General features: G+C 32.0%; 16 protein-coding genes. 9 read left to right on the forward strand and 7 right to left on the reverse strand.

Features of this window, described 5'->3' with window-relative positions; genetic code table 11:
- Window positions 1–14: 14 nt before the first annotated feature.
- The 4 genes from WAE57_RS04480 to WAE57_RS04495 all read right to left on the reverse strand — a co-directional run bounded on the left by WAE57_RS04480 (window position 15) and on the right by WAE57_RS04495 (window position 3,225).
- Window positions 15–1,457, reverse strand: coding sequence for a DDE-type integrase/transposase/recombinase (locus WAE57_RS04480; RefSeq protein WP_337708667.1), 1,443 nt, complete (start codon window positions 1,455–1,457; stop codon window positions 15–17).
- Window positions 1,458–1,576: 119 nt separating this feature from the next.
- Window positions 1,577–2,248, reverse strand: coding sequence for a TnsA endonuclease N-terminal domain-containing protein (locus WAE57_RS04485; RefSeq protein ID WP_337708670.1), 672 nt, complete (start codon window positions 2,246–2,248; stop codon window positions 1,577–1,579).
- A 173-nt stretch (window positions 2,249–2,421) separates the two neighbouring features.
- A complete protein-coding gene (locus WAE57_RS04490) occupies window positions 2,422–2,613 on the reverse strand; it encodes a DNA-binding protein (RefSeq protein WP_337708672.1) in 192 nt (63 codons plus the stop codon).
- A 129-nt stretch (window positions 2,614–2,742) separates the two neighbouring features.
- On the reverse strand, window positions 2,743–3,225 hold the full coding sequence (locus tag WAE57_RS04495) for a hypothetical protein (protein ID WP_337708674.1): 483 nt from the start codon (window positions 3,223–3,225) through the stop codon (window positions 2,743–2,745).
- 285 nt (window positions 3,226–3,510) lie between these two features.
- On the opposite strand from WAE57_RS04495, the gene WAE57_RS04500 reads away from it, so the two are divergent.
- From WAE57_RS04500 to WAE57_RS04510, 3 genes are all read left to right on the forward strand, one after another.
- Window positions 3,511–3,879, forward strand: coding sequence for a helix-turn-helix transcriptional regulator (locus tag WAE57_RS04500; RefSeq protein WP_337708676.1), 369 nt, complete (start codon window positions 3,511–3,513; stop codon window positions 3,877–3,879).
- Between the two features lie 432 nt (window positions 3,880–4,311).
- Window positions 4,312–4,704, forward strand: coding sequence for a hypothetical protein (locus WAE57_RS04505; RefSeq protein ID WP_337708678.1), 393 nt, complete (start codon window positions 4,312–4,314; stop codon window positions 4,702–4,704).
- Window positions 4,701–6,350, forward strand: coding sequence for a hypothetical protein (locus WAE57_RS04510; protein ID WP_337708680.1), 1,650 nt, complete (start codon window positions 4,701–4,703; stop codon window positions 6,348–6,350). The genes WAE57_RS04505 and WAE57_RS04510 overlap by 4 nt, the downstream gene beginning before the upstream one ends.
- Window positions 6,351–6,405: 55 nt before the next feature.
- On the opposite strand, the gene WAE57_RS04515 is transcribed toward WAE57_RS04510, so the two are convergent.
- Window positions 6,406–7,467 carry a hypothetical protein gene (locus WAE57_RS04515; protein ID WP_337708682.1) on the reverse strand — a complete coding sequence of 354 codons (1,062 nt, stop codon included), beginning with the start codon at window positions 7,465–7,467 and terminating at the stop codon, window positions 6,406–6,408.
- 479 nt (window positions 7,468–7,946) lie between these two features.
- Between WAE57_RS04515 and WAE57_RS04520 the strand changes: the two genes are divergently transcribed.
- Window positions 7,947–8,159, forward strand: coding sequence for a helix-turn-helix transcriptional regulator (locus WAE57_RS04520; RefSeq protein WP_337708684.1), 213 nt, complete (start codon window positions 7,947–7,949; stop codon window positions 8,157–8,159).
- Window positions 8,160–8,366: 207 nt separating this feature from the next.
- Here WAE57_RS04520 and WAE57_RS04525 read toward each other — a convergent pair whose 3' ends face one another.
- On the reverse strand, window positions 8,367–8,552 hold the full coding sequence (locus WAE57_RS04525; RefSeq protein WP_337708685.1) for a hypothetical protein: 186 nt from the start codon (window positions 8,550–8,552) through the stop codon (window positions 8,367–8,369).
- A gap of 387 nt (window positions 8,553–8,939) precedes the next feature.
- On the opposite strand from WAE57_RS04525, the gene WAE57_RS04530 reads away from it, so the two are divergent.
- The 3 genes from WAE57_RS04530 (at window position 8,940) to WAE57_RS04540 (ending at window position 11,127) form a co-directional block, all read left to right on the forward strand.
- Entirely contained in the window at window positions 8,940–9,572 is a 633-nt protein-coding gene (locus tag WAE57_RS04530; protein WP_337708687.1) for a hypothetical protein, read from the forward strand.
- 169 nt (window positions 9,573–9,741) lie between these two features.
- Complete coding sequence (locus WAE57_RS04535) at window positions 9,742–10,503, forward strand: DUF1883 domain-containing protein (RefSeq protein ID WP_337708689.1); 762 nt, start codon at window positions 9,742–9,744, stop codon at window positions 10,501–10,503.
- 9 nt (window positions 10,504–10,512) lie between these two features.
- Window positions 10,513–11,127 (forward strand): TIR domain-containing protein, encoded by a 615-nt coding sequence (locus tag WAE57_RS04540; RefSeq protein ID WP_337708691.1) that lies wholly within the window; start codon window positions 10,513–10,515, stop codon window positions 11,125–11,127.
- An 8-nt stretch (window positions 11,128–11,135) separates the two neighbouring features.
- Here WAE57_RS04540 and WAE57_RS04545 read toward each other — a convergent pair whose 3' ends face one another.
- Window positions 11,136–11,672, reverse strand: coding sequence for a hypothetical protein (locus WAE57_RS04545; RefSeq protein ID WP_337708693.1), 537 nt, complete (start codon window positions 11,670–11,672; stop codon window positions 11,136–11,138).
- A gap of 270 nt (window positions 11,673–11,942) precedes the next feature.
- Between WAE57_RS04545 and WAE57_RS04550 the strand changes: the two genes are divergently transcribed.
- Together WAE57_RS04550 and WAE57_RS04555 are read left to right on the forward strand one after the other, a co-directional pair.
- Window positions 11,943–12,485, forward strand: coding sequence for a TIR domain-containing protein (locus tag WAE57_RS04550; protein ID WP_337708695.1), 543 nt, complete (start codon window positions 11,943–11,945; stop codon window positions 12,483–12,485).
- The gene (locus WAE57_RS04555) at window positions 12,482–14,506 is read left to right on the forward strand and encodes a TIR domain-containing protein (RefSeq protein WP_337708697.1); all 2,025 of its coding nucleotides are present in this window, start codon (window positions 12,482–12,484) and stop codon (window positions 14,504–14,506) included. The genes WAE57_RS04550 and WAE57_RS04555 overlap by 4 nt, the downstream gene beginning before the upstream one ends.
- Window positions 14,507–14,533: the final 27 nt, after the last annotated feature.

Below are 14,533 nucleotides of genomic sequence, written 5' to 3' on the forward strand. Positions count from 1 at the left end.
TCCTTTGCTTCTAGCTATTCAGTCAAAGTCAAATCTTTAGTTGCCTCAGGATAAATTGAGTCAGCTTGAATTAGATTACTTGTATTGAAAAGATCTTGAACATAGATCGTAGTTAAATCTAGTTGATCAACATAGATAGTGACTTTTTCTTTAAAAAGATAATTTAATGTGGCAAGAGCTTGAGATTTATATCTCAGACCTTTTAAGTTGATTTGCCCTTTATTGATGGTATATCGAAAAACTGTCCGACATTTTCTTTCAATTTCTAGTTCAGGAATCGTTAAAACAGGAAATATTTTAGATGCTTCTCTCCACATTTTTTCAGGTCTTTGCTGTGTACCTGAATGAATTCTTTTATGATAAATATTCTCAATCCACTCGTTAACTAAATCTCTTAATGTATCTAGTGTATAACAGGCATTTCCGACAGAGTCATAATCTCCACGATGTAATGGTGATGAATATGTAGTACCTCTGAGTTTATGGATAATACTTTCATTAAGTGACTTAAAGAAACTTTCAACATGAGCCTTATTATCTGGGGAATATGGTTGTGATTCTGATTTGGTAATATTGAAACTATTACAAAAATTGGCAAGCGCATTATTATTGAATTCACAACCATTGTCCGGAATTATTACGGTCGGAAGACCTCCTGTTAAACCGCGATGAGGTCTCATCAACATGCTTTTAAGAACTAATAATGTTTTTGTTGCAGAAGGGGGAAGCATACATAAGTGCCACCCGACGATTGCTCGTGTATAAACATCTATTGCGATACAAAGTTGTGGTCTACCGAGTGTATTACCATTTTTATCTAAAATGATGCAGTCAATTTCATGGGTATCCATTTCAACTATTGCGAGTAAACTTGGAGATATTAAGCTTTGACCTGAAGCTTTAAAAATTAGATTTGCTTTACGTTTTCCTTTTTTATTTTTGACCATGATATAAGGATCAAATTTATGAACGCGCCGATATATGGTACGCTCTGATGGTACTTCGGCATTTGTATTGAGTGCTCTGATTCGCTCTTTAATAATTAAATAAGCATCATTTGGACTGAAATTTTCTCGTTCTTTTATAAAATTGAGAATAACCTCATTAATAATTTTTTCAACTTCGATTGAAAATCTAAAACTATTATTTCCACCAATTCCTTGATAAAAAACATTAAATGAATTTGAGTTATCTCGATACTTTTTTATATACCTTGCCAGCGTGCTTGCAGCTATTTTTCTTAGACTCGGATTTTCTTGAGTAATATTTATAATTGCAAAATTCAAATGCTTAATTGAGCATGGGATTTTGTTTGAAACAACATAGTCTATATACTGAAAAATTTCGTCAATCGTTAGCGTTTGATTTTTGTGCAATAGTGGAGTACTTAAAGTAGTTAACTTTATATCTCCATATAATATTTTTTTAATTAAATCATCTTTTGTTATGAAATACATATTTCCACTTATAATGTTGGAATAGCGAATTGTTTCCTGCTAGATATAACATATTTCATAATACTCATCATTGTATGTGAATCGATCACCAATATTTAGATTAAAATTATTCTTCATATCTAAACCCCTAGAATTTTTTTATAAAAAATAAAATGATCAGCAATAATTGAATTTAAATTATTTGATTGCATTAAAAGGTATAGATCTTCTCTACTCTTAAATTTTGCATTATTAATAATAATTTCTGCTTTATCTAAATCAGATTTATTTAATATTTTATAATTTGCGCGTTGATAACTGATATTTAAAAAGAGATAATCTTGTTTTGAAAGAAGGTTGTTACGATCAAAAGTTTTGAATTTAATACAATGACTTTTTAAAATTTCCTCTGCTATTTGAAACCTTGAAAAATTTCTTTCTGAAATTGTTTTTAAATTCGGTTTTATTTCATGAACTTCATAGCCATTTAAAGTACGAATAATAAAATCAGGAATAATATATTGTTTTTCAGTGATGAATATTTGAATGGCTTGCGTTCTGTACTCAAGGACATCTTCATTCCGTTCTAAACTTATTGCATGAACGAGTTCTAAATTACTTTCGAGACATATTAATCCTTTATTTTTAATGCTTGGAAATAGTGAAACACGACTTCCTATACGCGATTTTATTCTACGCTCACCAATAAATTTTGATGAAACATGTGTTTGTTTTCGAAAAGCATCTTCAAATTTTCCATGTAGGTTTTGATTAAGACGCTCTAATTTTTGTTCTAAATAGCTTGATTGCATCGCTGTTCTCACATTTTTTAGGATGAGATAAAGCTCTGAGCAATTTTGATTTTATTGCTCAAGGCTTGACGGAACATTGCAATCAAGAGATACTAAAAACGCCAATAGTTAGCTTTCTCTTGAATGCAAACGGGTAGAGCGGATTCTATGAATCCGCTTTATTTTTTCTTAAGTCATTTTTCTTTCTCCTCTGAAATTAATCCAAGTTCGATAGCAATTCTTTTGCTTTCACCACGTCGTGGTAAGCGATTTGTATTTAGAATTCTGTAAATTAAATCTCTTGAAAAATTATGTTTTAAGCTCCAGTCGGAAATCGTTATTCCGGCTTTCTCAAAATCATCTTTGATTTGCTGATTAGTCTTCATAGTAGTAATAAGAATAATTTGAACATTATCTTAAAATAGTTGTTTCTTTAGATTTTGCAAGAGTTTATTATATTGGATTATATTTTTTATTATAGATATAATTAATATTATTAAAACATTTTATTTATTTTAATAAATACATGATTCTATATTTTTAATAATATTAGATATAATATTTTTCTTGTTATCTAGTTTTTCTATAATATCTTGGCTATTTTTAATATGGTTTTTAAGACAGAAGTTAATTTTAGGTAGTTGCTTGCTGAGATCTCTAGTTATTTGTATTTCAACATCTTTTTCAGCCTTCTTTTCTTTGAGTAGTCTTAACTCCTCAGTTAATATCTTTATGGCTTTTTCTTGACAATGATTAACCCTAAAGTCAGTTAATTTATCTGTTTCTGAATAATAAAAAATTCCAGATTTATCATATTGTTTTTTAATATACCCAAATTTCTCTAATTGCCTAATAAGCGAGTAGATTTTCCATTTGGTTGTTTGAGAAGGCTCCTCAAACCGCATCCAAAGATCTTTAGGCTTAGACCATGTTATCAGTACATCGTTTTCAACCAATAAAAGAAATGGTTCTTTAAGAATATGTTTGATTTCATTCATCTAAGTCACTTGATATATCGCTGAGGATTATAATCCTCTATTTATGCATTGTATCTAAAATATCATTTGCAGTTAAGCATTCACATAAATTTATGTGAGCATTTGTTTGTTATCTAAGCATTAGAAAGTTTTTTATTGAGAGTATTCTTAATTGTGGGCTGAACTATTACATTGAAATTCATAAAATAATATTTAGTGCCATATGTCTAAGCTAGCAGTGGATTTACAAGAGTTTAAGATGAAGTGGACATTAAATGTGGTTATAGTGAATTTAAGCTGGATATAATGTCTTTTTTGCTGGATTTTACTGAGAATTATATGAAGAAATCGTCAAGTCTTTTTATGATCGATGGCGTTGCTGAGTTGCTTCAGCGCGTTGGTGAGAATATTAAAATTGCTCGAGTCCGTAGACGTATCACGATCCAAGAATTAGCGAATCGTGTGCATGTAGATGAACGCACGATTAGTCGAATGGAAAAGGGTGATCCAAGTATAAGTTTCAAAAATTTAGTGACGGTTCTAATTTCACTGAATATAGCAGATTCTGTAGCAGAACTAGCCCATCCAGATCATGATGAAGTTGGTAAGGCATTAGATATTCAAAAGTATCCTAAAAGAGTACGAAGTCTTGATAAATTAAGTGATGATTTTTGAAAGTACATGATTGAAAAGGCTATAACTGCTACATTTTTGGTAAATTATTGAAATATTGTCATAATTAATAGCTATTCATTCAGTTTTGCATTCACGTAATATAGAAATTGGATAAAGATGATAAGTTCAGGTTAAGTTAATTCACTCTTGTTCGTGATTGGCCCGTGCATCATTGAAGGGTGAGAATCTAGTGAAAGAAATCGCTGGGCAATTTATTGTGTTAAAAGTTGACATAAAATTTTCTTTTAAAAATCTTAAATTATATGGTTGCTAAAAAATAAAATTTTTTGAAATTTCAATTAAATTTACAAGATGAAAAATATTTATGAGCAATAAAGAATAAAAATAAAAAATACTCCGATACTGGATTTGATGAATGGTTGTTAAATTGTTTCTGAAGTATAAAACTCATCGACTCTCAGGAGCTATCCCATGTCTCAATCCCAACCTATCACTGTGCACATTATGTCCGAAGATGAGGAATCATCAACGGCTAATAATGTAATTCCAATGCCGAAGGCTACAAAGCAGCCTAAACCTCGATTGCTTGATACTTTTAGGGATCATGCAGATCAAATTATGACTTGTGGAACGCGAGCGGGGCAAACAGCCGTTCGAGTAAAAAAATTATTGGATGCAGGTGTTTCACCTAAAACCGTTGCATCACACTTATCAGACAATAGCTCAAATGGTTTTAAGTATTCTGAGGATCAGGTGAGAGGTATTGAACAAGTTGCTATAGATTCTGAAAAAAAGGTTGGTGTTACTAAGCGGGCTACAACAGCACTAATTAATGACCAAAAAAAGAATGGTGGAAATAAATGAGCATTTTAAACGAATCAGAGTCCCATGACGAAGTGATATGTGGGCCTGATAAGCCTAGATCGATTGAAGAAACCGTACGTGAATGGCTGTTTTTTGGCACAGAGAAACCCATGGACGATATAAAGCACTACATGACCCATAAAGATCATTTAATTGCTCGCACGACTAATCGTGTTTTATCCCGAGGTGGAGCTGATAGTGAATTTGTATCAATCTATCATGACCGTTTAACAGACGCTGATAAGGAGGTGATCTATGATAACGCTTATGATATAGGCAGCCCTATTAAGAACGAAGGGCTTGGGCCTTTTAAGAATGTAGGGTTTGGGCCTGTTAAGAATGAAGGGCTTGGGGGCTTTTATAAGTATATCGCAGGTAAACGAGGTTTAGATAAATCAGATAATCCGATTTATTCGGTTAATTCAATGGATTATGACTTATCTAAAGAGATTAAGGATTTTATTTACGAAGCAACAGGCATTCTATTTACTGAATATGAAAAAAGAGATAGAAGTTTGGCATATAAGGTTTTAGGTTTGTTTTACCTTAAGTGTAAAGAATTCCCTCATCTTTTGACTTTTTTGAAAGGTGGGAGAGAGTCGCAGACAAATTTTGAGTTCCGATTTACTCATCCTGTAAATTCAACTGCTAACCAGGACTTACATGAGCAGAGCTTGAAGAACACTGCTCAATTTTCAGAGATTTTAGGTTTATTAACTTGTCAGCTTCCAAAAGAGTATCTAGATCAAGCGCGGCGATTGTACGTAACGATCCCTACTTTTGTTGATACTTTGGTTAAGCGCCTTACGCAAGTAGCAAGGAGGCATCCTAATGCGGCAGGGCAGGAGACTATAAGTCAAATTTCGGAGATGGTATTTCCTAAGCTAGGTGAACCTCAATTTGACCGCCTAGATTTTAAATTGTTTACAGCTCTCGTATTGCGTGAATACGAAGTGCGAATGAGGTCTGATACGATCATTAAAAATATATTGCGAGAACAACCTCTTACTTTAAGACCATTTTCTGAGGCAAATGTGAGTGTAATGAGTGAGAAGGAAATAATTACTCATTTATTGGGAGGTCTTTACGTTGAAATAAAGGACTTAGATGATAAGGCACTCTTTTTAGAGCAAATTATTCGTAGCTATAAACCTCAGACTAATTTCAATCGTTATCGTACTGCGGTAATCAAGGCATTAATTATACATGATTCTGAGCTGTCTATTACGATCCCGTGTCAGATGCACGGAGCTATGAATATGCCGAAATCTGCGAACTCAATCTTTAGAAATATTAAAGGTCGAAAAGTGGTTAATGAACAGTTAGATCGGTCTTATTTTCTGAATAATGGTCTAGAGGCCCTTCTTTATTTCTGGGAAACGAGGGCAAATCTTGCTTGTACTGCTGTTCAATGTGATTCAGTAGAGCGAGGTAAAGAAGTATTTTTAAACAAGGATACGTGTGAAAAAGTTGTTGATAGAAAGCTTATTCAATACTTGAAAAATGCTAATAGTAGTCAAGTATCATTGCTACCAAGTATATTGGAAGCATTTTCTAAAAATCTACTTCAGTACTTAGCTGGATCAGGGTATCGGCTTCACTACACAGTAGAGCTAGAGTACGCATTTGTATGGAAAGTCGGTTAATACTTTTCCCGCCCCTTGCAGCCACGGTTACTAAGGGGCAGGTTTTCTCAACAGGCTACATCGCGTTAAAAATCATATCAGCAAAAACAATATTGCTTGCTTTATTTGGATGAATCTCATCATACCAATTCGATACTTTTTTTAGTTTTCCACGAAAATCCATTAATGTGATTTTTGCAGAAAATTCGGGTAGTTGACTTACTTTTAACAGAATAGAATGGATGTCATTAATAACTTCCACAGCGATCGCTTTTTGCAGTTCATGGTCTTTAATATTTCTATTTTTTGATAGGTTTTTTGCGATCCAGTGCCCACCTCGACCATCCCCACTTTTTACAGGGATTGGATAGTCATAACTATGGATGATGATTCTAGTTATATGCTTATTGTAGAGGTTTATGTTTGTGAAGATCTCTTTGTACCAATGCTCAAGCTGCTTTAATTTTTCGTAGTATTCTTTATTTAGGTGCTCTTTGGCTGTTTTTTTAGGGTCGTAGTTGTAAGTAAATACAGAGACATCCTCTAAAATATCATTTCCTCCAGCGCTGAGTAAAAAGATTGAGGCTTTTTCAGTTTTGAGGGGTGATACGTATTCCTTTTTCTCGATGATTTCACGGAGCTCCTGTCCTGCACGAGCAATACAATATATGGCCAAATTCTCATGTTTATCGTCCAGAATGTCGATAATGTCTTTATTTAAAGGGTGTTGCCACCATGAGTCACCAACGGATATAACTATTTTGTCATATTGCCCTGATTGTTTTTTATTGAAAAACTTTCTAATACGTCTCCCTCTTTCAAAGTCAATTACCAAGTCCGCGAGAGGGTTGAATATCGCCCCAAAATTCAGGCTCATTGGTATCAAAATATTGTTAAAACCAGCGGACCATTCTTGTTTTGGATTTACCACGAAACCTCGGCGATCTTTGACAAGTAACTTTTCACTATCTTGATATAGCTCAGAGCCATCATTGGCTATGATCGTTACGTTTTTTTTAGGTAGGTAGTCGAATCCATTTTCTGTATAAATTACATCAACATATTTGCTGAGTTCCTTTTTGTAATCCTCTGCATTTTCTAATATGGTCTGAAGCTCATTGATATGAATCGTTTTCATCCTGATAACCTCTCATTATTAAAATTGTTATAAATTTTGTTAGGGTATAGGTAATAAAATAATTTAAATTTTTTACGTAGATCATAAAAAATTGTAAGCATTTAAAACAATATAAAATTGATATTCATCAGTCTTAATAAAATAAAAAGTTAAAATGAATAACATTCGATTTGTTTAAAAACTTTATAATAGTCAAAAAATTAAACTATAATAATTTAACTATGTCAAAAAAATCTATAAATGGCAGATTGCTCTATTCAGAATAGGACTAACTAGTTGGTTGGGAATGCCAATTAGAGTAGAGGTAAGTTTATACAAAAACATGTATACAAGGGGGTCTAAGTCCTCAAAAAAGAATTTAGAATTATTACTGGCTGAAATTTAAAATTCAATTTTTCAAATTTAATAATGAGGATTATAAACCGTGGATACTTAGTCCTCAAAAATGAATAGTTCTATTCTTTATGAGAATAGAACTTATGAACGATTTAGCACAAAAAATTGGACATGCAATTCGAAGTTGTCGAATTGAACAAAAAATTACCCAAGAAAAATTAGCATTACTTTGCAATATTGACCGTAGTTATCTTGGTCGAATTGAACGTGGTGAAGTAAATATTACTGTTCATAAACTCTATGAAATTGCACATATTCTTAAAGTTGAACCACATGTTATTTTGCCGAAAGATTAAATAAGTGATGGTTCTCTTTTCTAAATCATTGATCCCATAAATTAAGCATATTTATCTGGGTAATGTAAATGGTATAGCCTCAATCATCAGAGAGCGTCTATAATTAGGTTACCCCAATTCCGAGGCTCGGCACGATATGTATGAGCTTTCATGTTTTTATATTCTTGTTTTTTTAAATTGTGAAATGAAATCTTCCAAGCTTTCATTTCATTTTTTATCTATCTTTTCTATTTGTGCAACATCCTGTAGCTGTTTTACTTTTGATAAATCTAATGGTGTTATCTGTTTCAGCAATTCTAAATATTCTGGCGATTTCAGAGCATCCTTAGTGTCTTGACGTAAATCATCAATTTCTTGACGTGTCATTTGATAGTCATCTGGGAATTTAGTCATAAAAACAACTCCAAATTTAAAACATTATAAGTTCAATTAATTTAATTTGAGGATTATAATCCTCTTTTGTGTTAGTCTTACTACACTCAATAATATTAAAAATACCTGATTTTATATATAGTCGGAATTATCTAAATGAAAAATATAGATTTATTTATTGTTTTGAGCTTGTGTTTACCATTTGTAGGATGTGTAACAGCGAACTAGATTAAGCCTAGTGATGTAAAAGCTTATAAAACACCAAATGATTTAATCGTTGCTAAGTCTCTCAACGGTAAAGATGGAAATGGTAAAGAGTACTTATTTGAAGCTTCTGTACCTGATGCTTTAATTCCTTATGTCTATATGAGTAACCTCTGTGCTACTCAAGATGGTCGTTTCTTTCAAATGTCTAAGAGTATGTTTCGTTATTTAAGAGGTACACATATACCTGCTTTGAATAATCAACGTCTCATTTCAGCAACAGGTACATTTATATGTGCATCAAAAGCACCATGGAATGTCTCCATTGAACCTGTCTTATCTCGTATTGGTGGAATGGGGCAGCCCTTAAACTTTGTAACCCTTAAAACAGCAGTTATTTCTGATAATGAGGTACATAGCAATTTGACTGTATATCAGTCGCAAAAGAATATTGAAGAAAATAATAAAAAGCTAGCTATTGAAAAACACAAATTTGAACAACAGCGATTAAAAAATGATTATGAAAGAAATTTAGCGATCAATGCTCCTAAATCTAAGGATATTGGTCAAACGATTTGTAAAAATACAAAATTGTCTGAATTTACTGGGACTATCGTTCTCGGACAACCAACATATCGTCAAGTTGATGGCTTAGTTATAGCTAGTTTTGAAGGTTTTTCAAATGATCATGCTAATTTGAAAATTAATATGAAGGGATGGTTGAATAACTTCAATCAAATATCATCAGGACCAAATGTTCTATATAAACAGACTCCATTAGAATCGGGACGAGTTATATGGGATGATAAGCAGGGATGGTATAAGTGTGTTTATTAAAGTTTCATTATAATTTTATTTTAGTCGTATATCTTTTTATTGCAAATTATCTAAAAAATAAAGTTATACACTTAACGTCATCTCCTGTCGTTTGGAGAATGGATGCTACTTTACATGCTAAAAAATAAATTTTAGTATGCTCGTAAATAATATTTTAAATTAGTATTTTATGAGTTTTACACAATATGATTTAGGCAGTAGAAAGTCTGGTGAAATTATTGAGGTTACCTTAACAGCATCTGCAAATGTTCGATTAATGCAATCTTCTGATTTAAATAATTACAAAAATGGTCGCCGCCATAGTTATAGAGGAGGACTCATAACAAGAAGTCCTTATCGGATAGCTATTCCTAGTTCTGGGCGATGGTATCTAACTGTTGACATGCAGGGTTTAAGGGGGAGCACACGATCTTCAATACGAATTTTACCTTCTGCACTACCCGAAGCAAGACAAATGTCATTAAGTGAAGTACCTAGTCTTTATAGAGAACAACCAGAAGTAGTAAATGATCATGAAACGTTTGATGTATTTATTTCCCATGCCTCTGAAGATAAAGATGATTTTGTAAGAGAATTTGCAACGTCTCTTACAAATAAAGGTTTAAAGGTTTGGTATGATGAGTTCGCTTTAAAGATAGGAGACAGCCTTCGTCAAAAAATTGATAGAGGTCTTGCCAAAAGTAGAGTTGGATTAGTTGTTTTATCTCCTTCTTTTATTGCTAAAGGTTGGACTAATTATGAACTAGATGGAATTGTAACTCGCAATGTTTCAGGAGAACAGATTTTACTTCCAGTTTGGCATAATTTAACAAAGCAACAAGTAATTGATTTTAGTCCTTCTTTAGCTGATAAAGTTGCACGTTCAACTGCAACACATACAGTGGATGAAATTTCTAATGAGATTGTTGACTTAATTAATTCACATAAATAGTAAAATCATATGAATAAACATAATGTATTTATTAGCTACCATCATGCTAATGATCAGTTCTATAAAGATTATCTTGAAAGTTTTAATAATATTCATAATATTTTTATTAACAAATCGGTATCTATTGATGATATTGATGAAAATTTACCAGCAGATACGATAAGGGAAATTATCAGGGATAATTATCTAAGAGATACTTCTGTCTTAATTCTATTGGTTGGTACTGAAACCAAGAAGAGGAAGCATGTAGACTGGGAGATATATTCTAGTATGCGTAATAGTGCAAAGAATCGTAAGTCTGGGATTCTTGTTATTAATCTACCTTCAGTTGGCTGTACTTACTTCAGAGCTGCCCATGGAGAAACTGAAAAACGAGATTTTTATACTAATACGAATGAATGGATTTCAATTAATGATCGTGCTGAATATGAGCGTCGATATCCATATATGCCAGCAAGAATTATTGATAATCTTTTAATGGAAAAGTCTTATATTTCGATCGTAAATTGGAATGATATAGAAAATGATCCTGAAAAACTAAGAAAATTAATTGAATTAACTTTTCAGGATAGAGAATCATGTGAGTATAGTCTAGGTCGAGCTATGAGAGAAAGGAATGGGTGATAGTTATATCACCAGTTCCATTTTTCTGAGTTCACTTCAAATGGTTTTTTGACATTATTTTCAAAAAAAGTATTAATTTCTTTAAAGGAATTTAATAGCTCATCATAAGCATAATACGTCTTTTGTATTTCATGGATAGGCGTGTTATAAAAATATTTCCCACTTCTTTCGGTGAAATATTCAGTTGTATTATCTGTAGATATTTTTTGATACCAACGACGGTAGTTATTCTGATTTTTAGTAAGGAATTTGTTTAACTCTTGAAGTGTATGATTTGTTAAATCATACAAGTCTTTATCCTTTTTGGGGTCAAGAATTTTCATTTCTTGTCGGAAAAAATTATAGGTTTGAAAATATGATTCAAATATATCCGAAAAATTGTCATAGATGGGGTCTATTTTAAATAGTGTTCTTTTTGAATCTAAAAAATTAGTGACACTTTTGATATATAAAACTCTTGATGAATCAAAGAGTATGTTAAGTCCTCCTAGACTTAATTTCTCAATTTTTAATGAATATTTTTTATCGAGATAAGATGTAATCAAGAGGTAACTCATCACACAGATTGTAAGCGTGATTATAGATGACGATACGATTGGAAAGTTTTTTATAAAAAGAGTAGAGCCAATTGATGAGTAATCTACAAGGAACATACTAATTATTAGAAAAAAACACAGAGTAAAGAATATTTTCACAATATGATTACTTATAAAATATTTAAAAGTTTCTAAATGGTTTTTCATTTGATTGTAAGCTAATGTTTTTTATTATTTTATGATAAAATTTAGAAAAATAGAAGACTATTAGAGGGTTTAATGATTAGGCGGAAAGTTTTCATTTCTCACTATAGAGGTGATCGAATAGAAGTTGATAATTTTATAAAAAGATTCGGTCACCTTTTTATTCCCAAAGTTCTTGGTGCTAATGATAATGATGAATTCATTAATAGTAAGGATACAGACTATGTAATGAGACGGATTCGTCAAAAGTACCTAGATGATAGTACTGTCACTATAGTGTTGCTCGGTAGTTGTACACACAGTCGTAGGTATGTGGATTGGGAAATAAAAAGCTCCTTAAGATATGATGCTTACACTCTACCAAATGGTTTAATAGGCATTGTCTTACCGAGCCAAAATAATAGTTGTCATTTACCTGTTAGATTTGATGATAATTGGGAGCAACAACATCGTAATTGTTATGCAAGATTTTGGTCTTATCCTGCATTAGATCAGCAGTTACTAGAATGGATTGAAGATGCATATACAGCTAGAACATCAAGAAAACATTTAATAAATAATTCAAGATTAATGTTTGGCTACAATGCTAAATGTAGTATTCATGGAGATACACATTGACTAATATTATTACACCTCCAATAGCAGTACATTTTGTTTGGCATCAGGCAGATAATGAATCATTTCAAAAGAACTGTATGCCGTTCAGAAAATTTCTAACAAGAGATATAGAGCGACCTTTTTCAAGGGAATTAAATATTCCTACGTTTTTTTATAGTAGCCTAAATAATATTCCAAACTATCCGGATCGTTTAGCTCAAAGAAATATAGTGTTTGTTTGTCTTAGTGAAAATACTCTTACGGATGATAAATGGGTTGATTACTTAAAGAACTTTCCTGTAGGGCAAAATCAGTCAATTATCCCAGTAGTACTTGATAAAAATGGTCTAAAACATTGTAGCCATAAAGGTTCTTTTTATAATTTAAATGCTTTAAGAATATATGACTATAGTTTTGCTGATGATGATCAGACACGTGAATTAGAATCAATTTTAAAATTATCGCATGAGTTATATCGATTTGGTTTTATTGGTAGAAAATCATCACCTTTAGGCTCAGATACGTCAATTCATCTTTTTTTGAGTCATGCTAAAAAGGGAGAAATGGGTGAGATATATGCAAAAGCAATTAAGCATTATATTGATACTACGAATATGAAAAACTTCTTTGATGCTTCAGAGATTTCAGTAGGTTATCAATTTGACACAGAGATAATCAATCATATTAATGAGTCGACTTTGATAGCTATAACGACTGATGAATACTCGTCTCGTTATTGGTGTCAGCGTGAAATTCTAGAAGCTAAAAAAAATAATAGACCAATTATTTCGGTGAATTGTTTACAAATTTACGAAGATAGAATATTTCCACCAGCCGCCAATGTGCCTTGTGTTCATATAGCTCCCTCTGATAAGCCAACTAAATTAGAAGTTCTTAATATTTTAGTTGCTGCTCTAATTGAAACAATTAGGTTTAATTTTTCTATAACTTTACTTGAATATTATAAACAACAATCGTGGGTTGATCCGACAGCAATTGTATTGGCTCGTCCTCCTGAAATTCAACAGATAGTTTCTTTAAGAAGTACGATTGCTGAAAATGAGATTTTAAAAATTTGTTATCCAGAACCTCCTATTTATGCAGAGGAAATGGATTGGCTTGAACACTTAAAGGTTAAACCATCAACTCCTTTATGGGTGGTTGGTGATTCGAATACACAAAGCAAAAAAATCGGTATTTCGATATCTGAATACGGCGAAGATTTTGAAAATATACATATCCATGAGGATGAGTTGAAACGATTTTCACAAGAACTTATTAGGCATCTTTTAGTAAGAGGTAACACTATTATTTTTGGTGGAGATTTAAGAAATGATGGTTTTACTGAGTTTATTCTCGATGAAGCCAGTATTTTACAAAATAGATTGCCGGAAAGAGAATTTAAAGTTGAGAATCATCTGGCTTGGCCATTACATCTCACTAATAATTTGAGTAAATGGAAAGCTAAATATGATCAGATTATTTCACATATTAAGTACTCCGTTCCTGAGGATTTAGAAGCTGAAGTTGATCAATCTAAATTCTTATATCCTGTAGAAGTTAATGATCAATACGTATGGTCAAGATGTTTAACTCTTATGCGAGAAAGCTCAATATCTAATAGTGATATTAGGATTTTAGCTGGAGGAAAACCGAAAGGTTATAAAGGAAAAATGCCTGGTGTCTTGGAGGAATTTTTAATATCAATAGAGCACAACAAGCCAATATATTTAGTTGGTGGTTTGGGGGGTATCACACGTGATATCTGTATGGCTATTAAGGATAATTATATACCTGAAGTTTTGACACTAGATTGGCAGTTGGCAAATAATCAAGGCTATAATGAATTAGTACAGTATCTTTCTATGAAAGGTTACGATACTAATTATCCTGATATTGTATCTACGATTAAAAGTATAGATATTAATCAATTGGCTTCAACTGCAGGATTATCTTTATTAGATTATAAGAAACTAATGGAAACACCTTTTATTGATGAAATTATTTATTTGATTCTAAAGGGTATGAAAAATATCTCATAATCTAGTTGGTTAGATTGTTAAATATAA

This window comes from Acinetobacter sp. NS-4, assembly GCF_037402435.1.
Classification (GTDB): Bacteria; Pseudomonadota; Gammaproteobacteria; order Pseudomonadales; family Moraxellaceae; genus Acinetobacter.